The 16,713-nt window shown below is 60.4% G+C and carries 15 protein-coding genes; 12 read left to right on the top strand and 3 right to left on the bottom strand.

The genetic code is table 11. The annotated features are described in order from the left end of the window. Positions 1-172 precede the first annotated feature (172 nt). The 3 genes from RSP_RS19480 to RSP_RS19470 are packed head-to-tail and all read left to right on the top strand — an operon-like array spanning position 173 to position 4,273. Positions 173-1,771, top strand: a complete 1,599-nt coding sequence (locus RSP_RS19480; protein ID WP_011339589.1) for an ATP-dependent nuclease — start codon at positions 173-175, stop codon at positions 1,769-1,771. Then, the gene (locus tag RSP_RS19475; protein ID WP_011339588.1) at positions 1,758-2,843 is read left to right on the top strand and encodes a UvrD-helicase domain-containing protein; all 1,086 of its coding nucleotides are present in this window, start codon (positions 1,758-1,760) and stop codon (positions 2,841-2,843) included. Before RSP_RS19480 ends, RSP_RS19475 begins: the two co-directional genes overlap by 14 nt. After that, complete coding sequence (locus RSP_RS19470) at positions 2,840-4,273, top strand: RES domain-containing protein (RefSeq protein ID WP_011339587.1); 1,434 nt, start codon at positions 2,840-2,842, stop codon at positions 4,271-4,273. The genes RSP_RS19475 and RSP_RS19470 overlap by 4 nt, the downstream gene beginning before the upstream one ends. 470 nt (positions 4,274-4,743) lie before the next feature. Here the strand turns inward: RSP_RS19470 and RSP_RS19465 are convergent, their stop codons facing one another. Next, on the bottom strand, positions 4,744-5,697 hold the full coding sequence (locus RSP_RS19465) for a DUF4365 domain-containing protein (protein ID WP_235929202.1): 954 nt from the start codon (positions 5,695-5,697) through the stop codon (positions 4,744-4,746). Positions 5,698-6,268: 571 nt separating this feature from the next. Here RSP_RS19465 and RSP_RS19460 point away from each other — a divergent pair. From RSP_RS19460 to RSP_RS19450, 3 genes are read left to right on the top strand one after another with little or no spacing between them, the layout of a single operon-like run. Further along, positions 6,269-7,702, top strand: coding sequence for a hypothetical protein (locus tag RSP_RS19460; protein ID WP_227590655.1), 1,434 nt, complete (start codon positions 6,269-6,271; stop codon positions 7,700-7,702). Positions 7,703-7,710: 8 nt separating this feature from the next. Further along, entirely contained in the window at positions 7,711-8,106 is a 396-nt protein-coding gene (locus tag RSP_RS19455; RefSeq protein WP_011339583.1) for a hypothetical protein, read from the top strand. Further along, the gene (locus RSP_RS19450; protein WP_023004239.1) at positions 8,106-8,546 is read left to right on the top strand and encodes a hypothetical protein; all 441 of its coding nucleotides are present in this window, start codon (positions 8,106-8,108) and stop codon (positions 8,544-8,546) included. The genes RSP_RS19455 and RSP_RS19450 overlap by 1 nt, the downstream gene beginning before the upstream one ends. Before the next feature lie 272 nt (positions 8,547-8,818). Here the strand turns inward: RSP_RS19450 and blaRHO are convergent, their stop codons facing one another. After that, positions 8,819-9,961 carry an RHO family class C beta-lactamase gene (blaRHO, locus tag RSP_RS19445; protein ID WP_011339581.1) on the bottom strand — a complete coding sequence of 381 codons (1,143 nt, stop codon included), beginning with the start codon at positions 9,959-9,961 and terminating at the stop codon, positions 8,819-8,821. 92 nt (positions 9,962-10,053) lie between these two features. Here blaRHO and RSP_RS19440 point away from each other — a divergent pair, with 92 nt between their 5' ends. After that, the gene (locus RSP_RS19440; protein ID WP_011339580.1) at positions 10,054-10,935 is read left to right on the top strand and encodes a LysR family transcriptional regulator; all 882 of its coding nucleotides are present in this window, start codon (positions 10,054-10,056) and stop codon (positions 10,933-10,935) included. A gap of 356 nt (positions 10,936-11,291) precedes the next feature. Here the strand turns inward: RSP_RS19440 and RSP_RS19435 are convergent, their stop codons facing one another. After that, entirely contained in the window at positions 11,292-12,470 is a 1,179-nt protein-coding gene (locus RSP_RS19435; RefSeq protein WP_011339579.1) for a M24 family metallopeptidase, read from the bottom strand. A 296-nt stretch (positions 12,471-12,766) separates the two neighbouring features. On the opposite strand from RSP_RS19435, the gene RSP_RS19430 reads away from it, so the two are divergent. Genes RSP_RS19430 through RSP_RS19410 form a run of 5 tightly spaced genes read left to right on the top strand, consistent with a single transcriptional unit; the run spans position 12,767 to position 16,619 of the window. Next, positions 12,767-13,381 carry a DUF1989 domain-containing protein gene (locus tag RSP_RS19430; protein ID WP_011339578.1) on the top strand — a complete coding sequence of 205 codons (615 nt, stop codon included), beginning with the start codon at positions 12,767-12,769 and terminating at the stop codon, positions 13,379-13,381. Then, entirely contained in the window at positions 13,378-14,178 is an 801-nt protein-coding gene (locus RSP_RS19425; RefSeq protein WP_009565108.1) for an amino acid ABC transporter ATP-binding protein, read from the top strand. Before RSP_RS19430 ends, RSP_RS19425 begins: the two co-directional genes overlap by 4 nt. Continuing rightward, a complete protein-coding gene (locus RSP_RS19420) occupies positions 14,175-14,834 on the top strand; it encodes an amino acid ABC transporter permease (RefSeq protein WP_002723203.1) in 660 nt (219 codons plus the stop codon). Before RSP_RS19425 ends, RSP_RS19420 begins: the two co-directional genes overlap by 4 nt. Positions 14,835-14,837: 3 nt before the next feature. Next, complete coding sequence (locus RSP_RS19415) at positions 14,838-15,800, top strand: agmatinase (protein WP_011339577.1); 963 nt, start codon at positions 14,838-14,840, stop codon at positions 15,798-15,800. 27 nt (positions 15,801-15,827) lie between these two features. Then, complete coding sequence (locus RSP_RS19410) at positions 15,828-16,619, top strand: transporter substrate-binding domain-containing protein (RefSeq protein ID WP_011339576.1); 792 nt, start codon at positions 15,828-15,830, stop codon at positions 16,617-16,619. Positions 16,620-16,713: the final 94 nt, after the last annotated feature.

The following is a 16,713-nucleotide window of genomic DNA, read 5'->3' as shown; positions in this document are numbered from 1 at the left end:
ATTGAGTCTGGCCGCTTCAGCCACGGATGGACCCGGTCGAAGGTCGACCGACCCAAGAATTCACTATCCAGCTTCTTCTGGTCGGCTAGACTTGATTGAGCCGCACCCGCCCTTGTAGACTTTGCTTAAGCTGTGCCTCATAGCAGTGTACACGGCGAAGGGAGTCACGAGTTTGTTCATCCAACGCGCGGTTATCAGAAACTACCGCTGCCTTAAGCAGGCAAACGTCACCTTCAATGACAAACTGAACGTCATTGTCGGAAACAACGAGTGTGGAAAATCCACCCTCCTCGAAGCGATCCACCTAGCGCTCACCGGTCAACTCAATGGCCGGCCTCTCCAGATTGAACTCCATCCTCATCTGTTCAATCTCGATCTCGTTCTTGAGTACATCGAAGCACTAAAGGCGGGTCGTGCGCCGGCACCGCCATCAATCCTAATCGAGGTGTACCTAGCCGACGATCCCGCTCTAACGAAGCTCAAAGGCAACAACAACACCCTTGGCCTTGACCTTCCCGGCGTGGCGCTCCTAATTGATCTCAACCCTGCGTACGCAGAAGACTTTGCTCAATACGTCTCCGACCCGTCCGAAATTCGTACGATCCCAATGGAGTACTACTGGATCAAGTGGAGGGATTTCGCCGAGAACGACATTCTAAACTCGCGCGTCATTCCACTTCACGCGAGCCTGATCGATGCCAGTACGATCAAGAACAACGCGGCAGCCAGCCGCTACGTAATCGACATCGTGAAGGAGAGCCTCACCTCGAAAGAGAAGGTTGACCTCGCTCTGACCTATCGGCTCATGAAGGACCGCTTTCTTGAAGAGCCGAAGGTCAAGGCGATCAACGACGCGCTCGCGGCAAAAAAGGGGAAGATCAGCGACAAGGTTATCTCGGTTTCACTCGACACCTCCGCTCGGGCGAACTGGGAGGCAGGAATCATGCCTCACCTGGACGACATCCCTTTGCCACTCGTCGGGAAAGGCGAGCAGAATTCGGTCAAGATCAAGCTCGCGATGGAGACATCGGCAAAATCCCACATCATCCTGATTGAAGAAGCTGAAAACCACCTCTCCTACGCCAGCCTCAACGAGCTGATAGGCCACATTGCGGCAAACGCCGGCTCGCGGCAAATATTTATCACGACGCACAGCAGCTTCGTTCTCAACAAGCTTGGCGTGGAGTCGGTCCTTCTGTTCCTGCGCGGCGAGGGTGTGCGCCTGACCGACCTGAAGGATAGGACTACACAGAACTATTTTATGAAGCTGCCGGGGCACGACACGCTGCGGCTCATCCTCGCGAAGCGTTCGATCCTCGTGGAGGGGCCGTCAGACGAGTTGATCGTCCAACGCGCCTACCATATGAAGCACGGCAAGATGCCGCTGGAGGATGGGGTTGATGTTATTTCCGTGAATTCGCTCGCATTCAAGCGCTTCCTCGAAATCGCAGTTCTCCTAAAAAAGACAGCCGATATCGTGACCGACAACGATGCTGATGTTGCCGCGTTGGAGAAAAAATACGCCGAGTACCTGAACTCCGACATCGTTAAAATCCAATACGATAAAGACGAAACGGCCCACACGCTCGAGCCCCAGCTCGTGAAGAAGAACGGCCTGGCGACGATCAACGCTGTACTCGGCAAGGCCTTCGCGGATGAAGCTTCCGCTATCGAGCACATGATCAAATACAAGGCTGAGACCGGCCTTAAATTCTTCGAAACAAATGTGGAGTGGTCGCCTCCGGACTATATCGCCCGTGCTGTCCGTTAATCGCATCGTGATATCCGCCGCCGGGGGCGGAAAGACCACGCGCGTCGTCGACCAGGCGCTGGCGTGCGAGCAAGGGCAGGGAGCAACGGCACTAATCACCTATACTCGCAACAATGTCCGCGAAATTCAGCTTAAGGCATACGAACGCACACGCACCATTCCCTCCCATGTGGAGGTCATCTCTTGGTACTCGTTTCTGCTGCGGGAGCTTGCCCGTCCCTATCGTTCAGCCATGCATGCGAGTCGGGTTGATGGCATCCACTGGGTTGAAGGGAAGTCGGTCCCCTACATTCCCGAAGCGCGGACCAGCGGTCACTACTTTTTTGATGGCTCCCGGATTTATTCGGACAAGATCGCGAAGTTTGTTTGTGAGTGTGACCGACGATCGGGTGGCGCTATCATGCGCCGACTGAAGCAGCGCTTCCGCCACATCATCATCGACGAAATCCAGGACATGGCCGGGTACGATCTCGACCTCTTGGAGTTGATACTAAAAGCGGGCGTCCCGGTCACCTTTGTCGGTGACCACCGGCAGGCCACCTTTGCCACGAACAACGCTTCGAAAAACAAAGTGTTTTCTGGCCCGGCCATCATCAAGAAGTTCGAGCTGTGGAAGAAGCAGGGGCTCGTCGAGATCGAGTACGAAACCCACACACACCGCTGCAACCAAACCATTGCGGATCTGGGCGACGGCTTTTTCCCGAATGAGCCGAAGACCGTTTCGCGAAACGACAAGGTGACGGGACACGACGGAGTGTTTCTCGTCTCCAGCGCAGACGTCGGTGAATACATGAAGCGGTTCGCCCCACAGGTGCTCCGGTATTCCGCTGCGACCAATTGTGATCTCGACGAAGCTATGAATTTTGGGGAGTCAAAGGGCCTGACTTTTGAGCGGGTCCTGATCTACCCGCACGGGCCGGCTCGCAAATGGCTCGCGTCGGGCGACATCAGACATGTCGAGAAATCCTTGACGAAAATGTACGTAGCCGTCACACGCGCTCGGTACAGCGTGGCCTTCGTCCACGACGGAAAGATCTGCAGCGTCGCTGCTACCAAATGGGTACCCGGATGAGTCACGACGACGAGGAAGACGAAGTAGGGCCTTTCGTCTGCGATGAGTGCATCGGCGACGAGGTTCTCTCAGACGAAATCGAAGCTGAAGGCGGCGTCCGCGAGTGCGACTACTGCAACCAGGATCATAGTTCTACCGTTTCAATTCGCTGGCTAGGCCAGAGAATCGACGAAGTGTGGCGGGAGCTGATCGGCGAAGCCGAGCCTACGCCCTATATCGGGGATGACGATCGTACGAGCTGGCAGGCCAACGGCGATAGCGCGATCACGCTCCTGAGTGAAATGCTGATCGCCTCCGACGACAAGATCGCGGAGGACGTGCTCGACCTCCTCGGTTCCCAACATCAGTTCGACATCCATGATGGTGGATACGACTGCTACGATACGACCGAGGACAAATACGTCATTCGCCTTCCCGACGATCGCCGGTATCGGGACCTCTGGCAGTCGTTCTGCGAGTCTCTGAAACACGGTCGGCGCTTCTTCAGCGATGTTGCAGAAGAGCGTCTTGATGAGATTCTTGGGCCGATCCTACGGGGCGAAAATACGGACTACGGCGCAGCAATCCGCACGATCACACCGCAAGATGAGAACCGTTTCGTCTATCGGGCTCGGGTCGCGAACGATGATGCCAGTCGGCGCGCGATCTTTGCCGCTCCTATCAGGCAGCTTGGTCCGCCACCGCCAGAGCATTGCACCGCCGGCAGAATGAATGTGACCGGCATACCAGTTTTCTACGGGAGTTTTGACGTTGCGACCTGTGTTGCTGAAACACGGGTTCCGGTTGGAGGCTCGTCGATCGTCGGCCGCTTCGAAGTGGCCCGGCCGCTTCGACTTCTTGACCTCACGCAGCTCAGCTCGATTGGAAACCGCCTGAGCTATTTTCACCCTGACTATCTGCGGGCGCAGGCCTACCGGAGCTACCTCCGGGGCTTCCACAATGAGATCAAGCGCGCCGTCATTCCTGGCCGCGAAGCACTCGAATATCTTCCAACCCAGGTGGTAGCGGAGTACCTCTGGACTAGGGATGAGAATCGGGTCGACGGCATCATTTTCGGCTCGGCTCAAATGAGCGGCGATCACTCAAATTTGGTCTTGTTTCCTCATGCCGCCAAAATCGCCGGCGCTGACGAGGAAGTGCCACGCGACATCGTTCAGGCGTTCGTCTGGAGTGGAGACCCCGATGAGGGGGAGCCTCCCGTGCAAGCAGTCTCCTATCGTGAGCCTGTACCTGTGGCTGAAGCCGGACAAGAGACTGACGATACCTTCATCGGCGGACTTGAGGTTTGGGTTGTTGATCCGGTCGTTCCAATCGAGCCCGCTCTAAGCTTCACCGGGACGTTGATCAGAACGGAGGTGACAGGGATTCACTTCGATGTTGCCGAGATCCCTGTCGAGTATCATGCTCGCGTCGGTGACCCAGGTTTCTAGGGTCAGAACCCATCGATTTTGCTTCTGCGGCGTGGCTCGGCCGCGGCAAGGAGACTGACTGACTGCACCGCCCTCAGTCGGCTTCCCGCCCTCTGGGGCGCTCGGTCGCAGCATGCAGACTCGGCCCTGAGCTGCCTGTCGAGGGTTATCGGTTGCCACACTCGGCTTCACGATAGCTGCCGTTTGAACGCGCCAGAGCGAAGGAACCGAACAGCCATTTCTCAGTGATTGTTGAGGGCTTTGCGTCAATTGAGTGCAGCCAAACACTTACTTGCCATGCAGAACGAGGTCTGACGCTTCGCGCGGGGCTCATGACAGAAATCCATGATTGCAAACTTTCAGTGTTTCGTGCAGTCAGTCAAGTCGGTGGACCAACGTCTTCGGCAACCCAAAGCCGGCATACGTGCAAGTTGGGGTGAGGCCCTTCGGGTTGCCTCAGTTGTGCTTGGGCGTTGCGTCCACCACCGCACTCAGTAGGATATAGAATTTCCCCGGCGAAGCTCATGGACGCTGTAGAAATATAGACGAGACCTTCCTGACCCGGTCAATTTGCAGATGGAACGCGTTCTGCGAATAATTACCTGCACAGTGGCGGGAGCTCGCGATTTGAAAGTTACGCTGGCTCGCAGAGACAAGGCATCGAGAACATCGGTTGTCTGCGATCGTTCACGCGTTTTAGCGCTGCCCAACTGTCTCCAGTCAGCTCCCTGAATAATCATCTGGCGTGCGGCCTCAAGCAGGAAGAATGAGTTTTGTATGTTTTCGGGATTTCTACTGCGCCTTGTGAGATGTCTCCAACCCGCATTTGTGACTTCGATGTCCCCCAATTCAGGATGGTGCCGGAGGTTCGATTGCGACCATTCCCTGTAGAATTGTCGAGCGGATTTCCTGTCATGGACCGAAATTTGCGACAGTCGCTCAATCTTCCGCATGTCGATATTCTTAAGTGGCGCATCATCAGCTTTAGAGCCTGTTAATCGCCGCAGCGCTCCTTTGGCCTCGCTGCCGAATGTCTGATGCCGCGGGATAAGAACCACATTCTTATTTGTTGAGGAATAGGATGCATCTGATTTCAGGTTCTGCCAAAAAATAGATGAAGTTTTCTTGTCAGGTTCAGCGACATAGACAAGAATTACAGGGCCAGGCAGCGCTTCCCAGCGTGGTCGATGAGTCGCTATATAATCTTTGCCAATTTTTACCCCAATATATCCGGAGACGCGTTTCCGCTTGTAGTCCAACAAGAAGGATGGCCCGCTTTTCACCTGAACGAACAATAACCTTCCGAGGAACGCTTTTCCTTCTCGTAAGGAAATTATACCGTCGATACCGTTATCGTTTTCAGGATCGATATTCTGCCAACTACTTTGAAGAAGCGATCTGACCTGAAAGGACACCAGGTCTCTTCCCGCGGCCCCACGTTGCAAACTGTCCAATCTATCTTCCCCTCCAACATGGTCGAAGCTTCGCCCAAGGAACCTATGGATCAAGCGCTGCCAAAATTGCGTGACAATCTCTCACCCTACGAGAAGCTGGCATTTCATGCGCTGGCTGCGTTGCCAGTATCTTACACGAGCGGCGGCCTTCGTTCATAGAAGCGTCCGTTGGTGGCTCAAAACTCATTGTGATCCTTCTGCCGATTGTGTCGCTCTCCAGGCGCATGACGGATGGCCGCAATCGAAGATCTTCGCGGATGCGAGGGCTGCAGCCGCCCCTCGTGCCTGCGCCATGCCTTTCGCGGCGCCTCGCATGAAGGTCGGCAAAGGGCTGTCCGCGGCCTTTCGCCGCACCACTCTCGGATGGCGGCGAGGCCCAGGAAGCGACCACACGGCCTCAACGCCATGAGCGTGCGGATCTGCGAGGTCGGCCAATTGCGGCCCTCAGCGAACCTTCATGCCTGCTGCTATGAATGACTGGTCCGAGTCAAAAAGCGGGCGTGAGAACGTAAAATACCCCTGAAGAGCGACCGAGTGAACGTCACGCATCGACAACCTTTTGTTGCCAACGACCCGCAGTATTTGGTATCGACGAAGCAACCTCCCCCAGCATGCGGCGGTACCTTTGCTTATTCGACCTCGTCTTACAGACTATCATGGGATTCACGCCGCACAGGTCGATCTCGACTTCGCGATTCCGTTTCTGGATGAGGACATTCCCCTTTACCTAGACCCCTTTATGCTATGGCGATCGCCCTCTCAGCAGGATCATGGGCTGCACATAGGCCTAATCAACGCCTTCAATCACCTTGGGGTTCTCGCCGCGCAAGGCAAAGAAGCGCAGGCAATCGAAACATTGATCATCGCCTCCGAGTGCGACGAAGTCGGCTTGGGCACGTCCCTCACCCGAAAGGGAAAGCGGATTGGAGCAGATAAGGCCCGCGAGATAATTGACCTGTTCAAAGTGATTCCGCGCTATCAACAGAGCGGTTTCAGGCACTTCGAGGAGATTCAGCTCTTCATCGAAGGAATATCAAAGGACCGCATTTCTGATATTGGCTGCAACTTCCTGAAATCTTTTCTGATCGACTTCACGATTGAGCAATGCCAAAAACTCAGCGTTCCGACCCAGGATTGCACCGTTGAGCATGTCTATGATGCTCGCTTAGGTATGTTTAAACGGGAAGTGGGCGTACCGTTGCCCGTGAACCCTGAAAATGGCTCGCCGATTATCTTTGTGCCAAAGCGGTGGCTGCGGTTTGCCCCGTGGATCAGCTACGACGAGTATTTTGAAAAGCACTGCCCGCAAGATGAGATTTCGCACAAGCCCGAGGAACTGACGCGGGTTAAGGTTCTCAACTATAATCGCCAAAACTATGGCGTCATTGATCAGTATATCCAGTTGAAAGAACGCACGGCAGATGATTGCGCGCACGATCCGCTGTTCTCTCAAATCCCCATCACTTCGGCAAAGCGAGTATTTGCCGAGATAAAGAAGTTGCCGACAGGGAAAACAAACGGCGCAGACGTGAAGTATGAGAAGTTGGTCGGGCGATTGCTGCCGTCACTATTCTATCCAAGCCTTGACTTTGCACAGGAGCAGGCGCGAACGGACGACGGGGTGTCCATCCGCGACCTGATCTTCTACAACACCCGCTCGACGCCACTTCTTCAAGAATTGATGGACGACTACGGGTCGCGACAGATCACCTTTGAGATGAAGAACGTCGCGGCAATTGAGCGAACGCATATCGACCAGATCAACCGCTACCTAACAGACGAGCTTGGCAAGTTCGGGGTCTTCGTGACAAGGAAACCACTCAAGCGTGCGGAGTTTCAGCGCACAGTCAATCTATGGGGTGGGCAGCGGAAGGCCGTGATTACCCTCACCGATGCTGACCTGGAGCGGATGGTCGAGGTCTTCGACAGTAAACAGCGCGCACCGCTCGACATTCTGAACATGAAATACCGCGAGTTTCAACGCGCTTGCCCATAGGAGAGATCATGGACAGCAAAGAGGATGTAGAACGGCTCGAAAAACTAGTCGGCCAACTTCAGGGACTTTATTCCGAAGTAGGAGCCCTTGCAAAGAAAAACCCAAATGACGCAGTAAACTCGTTCAAGCTCAAGCTCATAAACAGAGTGTTAGAGATGGGCAACGAGGTGCTTGGAGAAAAATACAAGCCTTTCGACGACTTCGATAGTTTTGATCCAGACGACGCCCCTTCGACCAGCGATGTTACGATTGTTGTTGCGCAGTATATGGAAGAAGCCGAGCGATTCCGCTCTGACAACGTGATCAGCGCGTCGGTCAAGGGGAGTTACGGCTGGTATTATGTTGTGGATGGAAGGGCGAGCGAAGTTCGATCTGGCCCGCCGACAAAGATTGGAAGAAAATAATGGCATTTGAAGACCACTACTATTTCCCCAATATAACAACAGATGCAAAGGTCGCTGAGTATGAAGCGAGTCATGACGTGTTTTCGTCCTTGCTCGACGAAGTGAAAGAGCTTTCAAAGAAAAAGCCCGACGCATCTATGAGTGCGGGCAAAGTCAAGATCGTGAACCGGGTTCTTGAAAACTTGTTGGTCGTGCTCGAAGGCCAGCCAGACGCAAAATATCTTGAGGCTCTAGACGACGATGACCTGCCGCAGGTCAGCGACGCCGTTCTTGTCATGGTGCAATTCAAGTCGGCCCTCGCTTCATTCAAAGAAAGGCACTATCGGCACGTTTCGCGGATGGGCTATCAGTGGATCACCGTGGAGTTGATTGAACAGCTTAAGGTGGACTATGAGGAGGACCTTGAAGGCGACGAAGAGGACGAAGATGAAGCGTTGTAGAACATTAGCGAAGGCGACTGCAGCTTGAGCTCTGTTGAGGTATGCGCCAACACAACGACTTCGCAGCGTCTGCTTGGCTTCGCTTAGCCGTCGCTCTTGCAGACCGCAGCGACCGTCCGCTCCCCGCCCTGTACGTCGGGACCACATACCATGCTGCAGCGAGCTTGAAGGTCTGAGAAAGGGCTGCCAGCAGACCTTTGCCGCCCGGAATTCCGGGGGGCCGTGAAGCGGATGCTTCGGCCGTTTGGCGGTCCCCCCCGAGCGTGTCGAACTTATTCGGCCAAGATGTGAGTGATCAGGTCGTAAGTGGCTCGAACCCGCGCCTCGTTGGGGTAGTTGCGGTTGGCAAGGACGACGACGCCCAGATCCTCGCTTGGCACGATCGCGATGTACCCACCGAAGCCGTTCGTGGAACCTGTCTTGTTCAGGATGACCCTCCGATCGGGTGTCGTGTCCACCTCGTCCACAGGCTGAGGCTGGAGGATGAAGTCATACCCGTTCCCCTCCACCAGACGCTCTGGGTCGACAGGCCAAGGATAGGCCTCCCATATCATGGCCTGCGTGTACAGGCGGGTCTGGAACCGGCCCTCCTGCGTGGTGGCCACCGCCGTTTGAACTTCGGGCGAGGCAGTGCCGGTTCCAAGCTCGAGGTCGAGCAGCGTCAGCATGTCGCGAGCGGAGGATTTTACCCCGTACGCTTCATCGTCCAGCACGCCGGGCGTAACCCGGGTTGGCGCGTCTGTCTTGCGGTCATAGCCGAAGGCGTAGCGTCCCATCGCATCGGTGGGGACGTCGATCCACGTGCTCTTCAATCCGAGCGCCGGGAAGATAACCGTCTGGGACGCATCAGCATAGCTCATGCCCAGCACGCCCGCGGTGATGTGCCCCAATAGGCCGATGCTGATGTTGGAATAGCTGCGCGTACCGGGCTCGGGCGGTCGCCAACTCCGTAGCCAGTCGACCAGGCGATCTACATCTGCAACTTCGTCCGGCACCTGCAACGGGAGGCCGCCGGTATGGTGCGTCGCCAGATCGATCAGCGTCAGCTCTCCTGCAGGAGAACCTCGCAGGGAGGGAAGATAGTCGGCGACCGGCGCATCGAGCGACAGCGCGCCCCGCTCCTCTGCCAAGGCCGCCAGCGTCACGTTGAAGATCTTGCTGATCGAACCGAGCTCAAAAAGCGTGTCAGGGGTTACCGGCTGCTGATCTTCCCGTGAGGCCAAGCCTGTCTGATAGAAACTGTGCCGTCCGCCGTGGGTCACGCCCACCACCAGACCGGGAATGTCATGCTCCTCGATGACGCTCTCGAAGGCCGCGGCGGCGGCGCTCTCGAACGACGGCGTGGTGTCTTGCGCAAGCGCGGGCGTCAGCGCGCCCACCATGAGCAGGATGGAGAGGGGGGAAAGGTGCTTCATGTCCGGTCCTATGTGATCATCGGAGCCGGGATAGACCGCGCCGACTGCACGAGGCAGACGACAAAGGGTTGGACTGCACATAAGTAGATCTCATGCCAGATCGTCCCGACATCCCGCTGAACGCCCTGCGCACCTTCGAGGTGGCCGCTCGTCAGGGCAGCTTCACCCGCGCAGCCGTCGAACTGCGCGTCACCCAGGCCGCCGTCAGCCACCAGATCGCGCGGCTGGAGGATATGCTGGGCGTGATCCTGTTCCAGCGAACGCCGGGTGGCCTGATGCTGACGGATGCGGGTCAGGCGCTGTTCCCGGTGATGGAGCGCGGGCTGGACGACATCGCCCGCATGCTGGACCGGGTGGCGGCGGGGCAGGCGGGCGAAGTGCTCAACATCGGCGTGGTGACGACCTTTGCCGCGGGCTGGCTCATCCCCCGGCAGCAGGCATTCGGCCGCGCGCATCCCGGCATCACGTTGCGCCTGTCCACACACAACAACCGGGTGGAGATCGCGCGGGAGGGGCTGGACGCGGCGATCCGCTTCGGCGACGGCCAGTGGCCGGGGCTCGAGGCGCATCACATCATGGATGCCCCCATGACGCCATTCTGCGCTCCAGATCTGGGCCTGCGGGTTCCGTCAGACCTTCACCGGCACACGCTTCTGCGCAGCTATCGGGCGGATGAATGGCCGGCCTGGTTCGCGCAGACAGGTGAAAGCTGTCCTTCTCTGACGGGGCCCATCCTGGACAGTTCGATCGGGCTGGCGGACCTCGCCTCCGAGAGGTTCGGGATTGCCTTGCTGCCTGCGCCGATGTTCGAACGCCATGTTCGGGCGGGTCGGTTGACACGCCCCTTTGCCACCACCGTGACCCTGGGCAGCTACTGGCTGACCGTGCCCAAGGAGCGACGCATGACATCAGCATCACGGGCCTTGCTGGACTGGATGCGCGACGTGCTTCGTCAACCGCGTGCCCCTGAATGACAGCGACCGCTGCGAGCTGGCCGCAGCCCGAGGACGCGGAACATGGAGGGCCGCGATTTACGAGACGCGCCCGGGTTCACTGAACCTGAGTGAACCCGGAAATCTTGGCCAGACCGTGAACACGCGCCTTTTACAACACGCGCCTTTGACGGCAAATCAATGGCTTGGCTGGTGCCGCCCTTCTTTACACCGAGGATGTCGGGGGTTCGAGCCCCTCACCACCCACCATCAACGCAGATGACTTTCCGAACAGTTGCAGGGCGCGCTCGGGTCCGCAGCACCCATCCTGCTCACATCGCCCGTCGCGGGCCATCAGCCTTTCCGCACCGTGAGGCTTACGCCCAAGGCCGCATGGGTCACCAGAAATAATGGGGGGTGCGGGTGAGGAGTTCGGGGGTGCCTGCCGTCACGATCACGATGTCCTCGAAGAAGGCCGACCCCACGCCCTCGAGGGCGAGGAAGGCCTCGACGCCGAAGACCATGTTCTCCTCGACCACATCGCCCGGCAGCGACATGGCGGTCGAGATCCGCGGCTGCTCGAACGAGAGGCCGATCCCGTGGCCGTAGAAGGGGAAGTTCTTCATCAGCGGAGAGATCTCGCCGCCGAAGGCCTGTGTCATCCGGTCCCCCTCGGCCGCCACGTCAAGGAGACGCGCGCCGGGGCGCATCATGCCGATCAGCCGCTGGACGATGTCGTTGGTGGCCTCGATCAACCGCCGCTGATCGGCAGTGGGGGTGCCGCGCACCGCGGTGCGGCCGGGATCGAGATAATAGCCCTGGAAGAAGGCCGCATGGACCGTGCCGCGCACCATGTCGCCCACCGCCGGCGTGTCGGCGCTCGAGCCCGTGAGCGGGTTGCGGTAGTCATACTGCATCGTGTCGCCGTGGTTGGTGCCGATCGCCTGCACCCGCCCGCCGCGCGCCACGGTCACGCGGGCGGCCTCGCCGGCCGCCTCGCGCTCGGACAACCCCGACAGGAGGCCCTGCATCAGAACCGTGGTGGCCTCGGTCGCCGCCTCGCCCGCGATCCGGTAGCAGTCGAGTTCTTCCGCGCTCTTGATCCGGCGCAGGCTGCGGATCAGGTCATCGGCCTCGACCCATTCGATCCCCGGCGTCCGCGACACGAGCTGCTGGTAATATTTCACCGGGATGAACTGGGTCCCGCAGAGCGCGACGCGCCCGGTGACGCCGCGCGCCACCAGCGCTTCGGCCACACCGATGAACGGATGGTTGTGGCAGGCCACCCGGTCCACGGCGAGGAGATCCGCGCGTCCCTCGGGCTCGTCGATATGCAGCTCGGGCTCCTGCCCGCGGCGCAGGATCACCGCCGAGAAGGACCGCGCCGACCAGATCGTCGAATCGGTGCCCCCGCTGACCGAATAGTGGTTCGCCAGATAGAGCACGTCGCCGCAATTGTCGGTCGTCCCGCCGCCGCGCGAGAAGACGACAGCCGTCTCGAAGCCGCGCTCGGCCATCAGCGCCTCGGCCTTCTGCCAGCGGCGCTCGTACTCGGATCGGGAAAAATAACGGCTCATGGAGCTCCTCGCAGTCTCGCGCCGGGCCAGCTGCGCAAGGACTTGGCCTGATTTCAGTATACCGAGCGTATTCCGCGTTCGGCAAGGCTTGCGTTGCCGGGACTCGCCGGCACCCGAGGCGGGCACGGACCTGCCCGATCGTGCAGCACCGGTGCGCGAACTCTGCATCTTTCTTGACAGGTTCGTAAAAGACGGTTCCGAATGCCAGTGGTATACTGAATTTGCGTTTCCATGGCGACCGCTTCCCCCCACCACCGTCTGCATGAGCCTTGCCGACCTTCCGAAAGGACTGCCCGATGCGCGAAAGCCACATTCTTCCCGCCGCCCGAGGCGCAGCCTATGCGGTGCGGGCAGGCCAGTGCGCCACCATCCGCAACCCGCACGGGACGCAGGTCGTCGATACCTGGGCGCTGGCGCTCGACGATCCCTTTGACCATTCGGCGATGGAACATACGCGCTCGGTGAACAGCAATCTGTTCTTCGAGGCAGGTCAGCGGGTGATGTCCGTCCGCCGCCGACCGATGCTGACCATGATCGATGACACGACGCCGGGTCACCACGACACGCTGCTCTGCCCCTGCAGCGCCGAGATCTACCGCGAACTCGGCTGCACGGGGCACCACCGCAGCTGCACCGAGAACTTCCACGAGGCGATCGCCGCGCACGGTCTGTCGCTGCCCTTCACGCCCGCCTCGCTCAACCTGTTCATGAACGTGCCGGTGGCCTTCGACGGCAGCCTCGACCGGTTGCCGCCGCGCAGCCAGCCGGGCGACCGGGTGACCCTGCGCGCCGAGATGGATCTCCTCCTCGTGCTCTCGGCCTGCCCGCAGGATGTGACGCCGATCAACGGCAGCGCGCGCACGCCGCGCGACATCGAGGTCATCCTCCATGCAGAGGGAGAAGAGGCATGACGGAGGCCGCACCGCTTCTCCGCTTGCGCGAGATCCGCAAGAGTTTCGGCACCTTCGAGGTGCTCAAGGGCGTCTCGCTCGATGTGGCGCAGGGCGAGGTGGTCTCGATCATCGGCGCCTCGGGCTCGGGCAAATCCACCTTCCTGCGCTCCATCAACGTGATGGAGATGCCGCAGGCGGGCACCATGGATTTCGGCGACTTCCATTTCGACTTCCGCAAGGGGGCGGCTTCGCACCCGACCAAGGTCCAGCTGCAGAAGCTGCGCGCCGAAATCGGCATGGTGTTCCAGAGCTACAACCTCTGGCCGCACATGACCGTGCTGCAGAACGTGATCCACGCGCCGATGACGCTGCGCCGGACCCCGCGCGCGCAGGCGGTGGAAGAGGCCGAAGCCCTGCTGGCGCGGATCGGCCTCTACGAGAAGCGCGACAGCTATCCCGCGCGTCTCTCGGGCGGCCAGCAGCAGCGCGTGGCCATCGCGCGGGCGCTGGCGATGAAGCCGCGCCTCATGCTGTTCGACGAAGTGACCTCGGCGCTCGACCCCGAGCTCGTGCATGAGGTGCTGGTGCTGATGGCCTCGCTCGCCGCCGACGGCATGACCATGCTGCTCGTCACGCACGAGATCGCCTTCGCCCGCGACGTCTCGAGCCGCGTGCTCTTCTTCGATCAGGGCGTGATGGCCGAGCAGGGCCCGCCCGACCGGGTGCTGCGCAACCCAGAAAGCCCGCGGCTGCGGCAGTTCCTGCACCGCATCCTGCACGACGAAATGACCCGGACGACAGAGGATCAGGCATGAACGGCTCTCTTCTCCAGGATATCGCGGCCTACGGACCGGGCTTTCTCAAGGCCGCCTGGCTCGTCCTGTGGCTGACGCTGCTCACCATCCTCGTGAGCTGGGCCTGCGGCCTGCTGGCCGCGCTCGCCCAGCGGTCCGAGCTGCGTCTCGTGCGCGGCGCCGCCGCCTTCTACATCTGGTTCATCCGCGGCACGCCCGCCCTCATCCAGATCTTCATCATCTATTTCGGCCTGCCGCAGCTCGGCCTGCGCCTGTCGCCCTTCACCGCGGGCGTCATCGCGCTCGGCATCAACTCGGGCGCCTATGTGGCCGAGATCGTCCGCTCGGGCCTCTCGGCCATCCACCGCGGCCAGACCGAGAGCGCGCTGGCGCTGGGCTTCAGCCAGAGCCAGACCATGCGTACCATCGTGCTGCCGCAGGTCTTCCGCATCATCCTGCCCTCGATCACCAACGAGGCGATCTCGACGCTGAAGAACACGTCGCTTCTGTCCACGATCACGGTGGTCGAGCTCACGCTCTATGCCCAGACCCTGATCTCGGCGACCTTCCGGCCCTTCGACTTCTACATCGCCGTGGCCGTCATCTATCTTGTCCTCACCACGGTGCTCACCCAGATCGCGAACTGGGCCGAGCGGCGCTACGCAAGGCTGAGCTGACCCATGTCCGTCCTGCCCACCGATTCGCTCTCCACCCCCCGCTTCGTCGGCCTGCCGAGCTTCATGCGCCTGCCCATGGCCACGGAGCTTCAGGGGCTCGACGCCGCCATCGTCGGCCTGCCCTCGGATTCGGGCGCGCCCTTCCGCACCGGCGCGCGCTTCGCGCCGAACGCGCTGCGCGCCATGTCGGTGATGCTGCGCCCGATCAACCCCTACCGCGGCCACATCAACATCTTCGAGGTCCTGCGCGTGGCCGATGCGGGCGACGCGACCTGCGTGCCGGGCTACGAGATCGAGAGCCTCGCCGCGCTCGAACGGGCGCTCGACGCGGTGGTCGAGGCCGGCGCCGTGCCCTTCGGCATCGGGGGCGACCACTCGGTCTCGCTCGCCGGTCTCCGGGCGGTGGCCAAGCGTCACGGGCCGCTCGGCCTCGTGCATTTCGACAGCCACACCGACACCTGGGACAGCTACTTCGACGGCAAGCGCTACAGCGCCGGCACCATGTTCCGCCGGGCCATCGAGGAGGGCATCGTCGATCCCGCCCGCTCGATCCAGGTGGGGATGCGCGGCTCGCTGTTCCAGCCGGCCGATGTCAGCCAGTCGGTCGATCTCGGCCTCGAGGTCATCACCTGCGACGAGATGTTCGCGCTGGGACTGCCCGAGACCGCCCGCCGGATCGCCGCGCGCAGCGCAGGTCACCCGGCCTTCCTGAGCTTCGATCTCGATTTCGTGGATCCCGCCTATGCGCCCGGCGTCGAGACGCCCGAGTGCGGCGGCCCCACCGCGCGCGAGACGCTCTCGCTGCTGCGCAGCCTCCAGGGCCTCAACCTCGTCGGCTGCGACGTGGTCGAGCTCAATCCTTCCTATGACGGTCCGGGCCAGATCACCGCCCTGCTCGGGGCCACCGTCATGGCCGAGCTTCTGGCGATCCTCGCCGAGGCGCGGGTCCGCGAGCGGTCACGATAAGCAGCGTCCCAACAGAGAGAATAGATCATGACCCTGAAAGCCCTGGCGCTCGGCGCCGTCCTTGCCCTCCAGACCTTCGCCCCGGCCGCCTGGGCCGCCGACGAGCTGGAACTCCTCGTTCCCGGCCAGCTCAGCGCCGCGACCGAGGGCACCTATCCGCCCTTCTCGATGCGCGCCCCCGACGGCGAACTCGACGGGCTCGAGATCCGCGTGATGGGGGAGGTGGCCAAGCGGCTGAACCTCGAATATGTGCCGGTGCTGGTGAAATGGGAAAGCGTGCTGATCGGGCTCGAGGCCGATCAATATGACGTCATCAGCGTCGCCATGGACATCACCGAGGAACGGCAGCAGAAGGTCACCTTCGCCGATGGCTGGCTGGAATCCGGCGGCCGCGTGGTGGTGCGCACCGACAGCGACATCGCGGCGCCGGCCGATCTGAAGGGCCGTCCGGTGGGCGGGCTTGTGGCCTCGAACTGGACCAAGATCGCCGAAGAGCTGGGCGGCGAGGTCAAGGCCTACAAGGCCGAGTCCGATGCGATGCAGGATCTGGCCAACGGCAATGTCGATGCGATCATCACCGACGCGGTGGCCGCGGGCTATGCGATCAAGAACTCGAACCTGCCGCTGAAGATGCTCGACGAGCCGGTGAGCACGATCCAGAAGGGCTTCGCGATCAAGAAGGGCAAGCCGCACCTGACCGCCGCCATCAACAAGGCGCTGGGCGAGATGATCGCCGACGGCACCTATGCCAAGCTGACCTCCGAGCTCGTGGGCTATTCGCCCGCGCCGGCCGACCCGATCCGCAGCCTCGCCGACTGAGGCACGGCCCGCCATGTCGGGAAGGGCCGGCCTTCGGGCCGGCCCTTTCGCTTTGCGGCATAAGACCCTTCGCGTGCCCCGTGCTCTCCTGCCG

This window comes from Cereibacter sphaeroides 2.4.1 (assembly GCF_000012905.2).
Classification (GTDB): Bacteria; Pseudomonadota; Alphaproteobacteria; order Rhodobacterales; family Rhodobacteraceae; genus Cereibacter_A; species Cereibacter_A sphaeroides.
This window is presented reverse-complemented; position numbering and strand designations above follow the sequence as displayed.

Excerpts from the sequence above, each read along its gene's own strand:
- RSP_RS19440 (WP_011339580.1), top strand. The coding sequence starts at position 10,054 with ATGCCAGATCGTCCCGACATCCCGCTGAACGCCCTGCGCACCTTCGAG.
- blaRHO (WP_011339581.1), bottom strand. The coding sequence starts at position 9,961 with ATGAAGCACCTTTCCCCCCTCTCCATCCTGCTCATGGTGGGCGCGCTG.
- RSP_RS19435 (WP_011339579.1), bottom strand. The coding sequence starts at position 12,470 with ATGAGCCGTTATTTTTCCCGATCCGAGTACGAGCGCCGCTGGCAGAAG.
- RSP_RS19430 (WP_011339578.1), top strand. The coding sequence starts at position 12,767 with ATGCGCGAAAGCCACATTCTTCCCGCCGCCCGAGGCGCAGCCTATGCG.
- RSP_RS19470 (WP_011339587.1), top strand. The coding sequence starts at position 2,840 with ATGAGTCACGACGACGAGGAAGACGAAGTAGGGCCTTTCGTCTGCGAT.
- RSP_RS19455 (WP_011339583.1), top strand. The coding sequence starts at position 7,711 with ATGGACAGCAAAGAGGATGTAGAACGGCTCGAAAAACTAGTCGGCCAA.
- RSP_RS19415 (WP_011339577.1), top strand. The coding sequence starts at position 14,838 with ATGTCCGTCCTGCCCACCGATTCGCTCTCCACCCCCCGCTTCGTCGGC.
- RSP_RS19450 (WP_023004239.1), top strand. The coding sequence starts at position 8,106 with ATGGCATTTGAAGACCACTACTATTTCCCCAATATAACAACAGATGCA.
- RSP_RS19410 (WP_011339576.1), top strand. The coding sequence starts at position 15,828 with ATGACCCTGAAAGCCCTGGCGCTCGGCGCCGTCCTTGCCCTCCAGACC.
- RSP_RS19425 (WP_009565108.1), top strand. The coding sequence starts at position 13,378 with ATGACGGAGGCCGCACCGCTTCTCCGCTTGCGCGAGATCCGCAAGAGT.
- RSP_RS19420 (WP_002723203.1), top strand. The coding sequence starts at position 14,175 with ATGAACGGCTCTCTTCTCCAGGATATCGCGGCCTACGGACCGGGCTTT.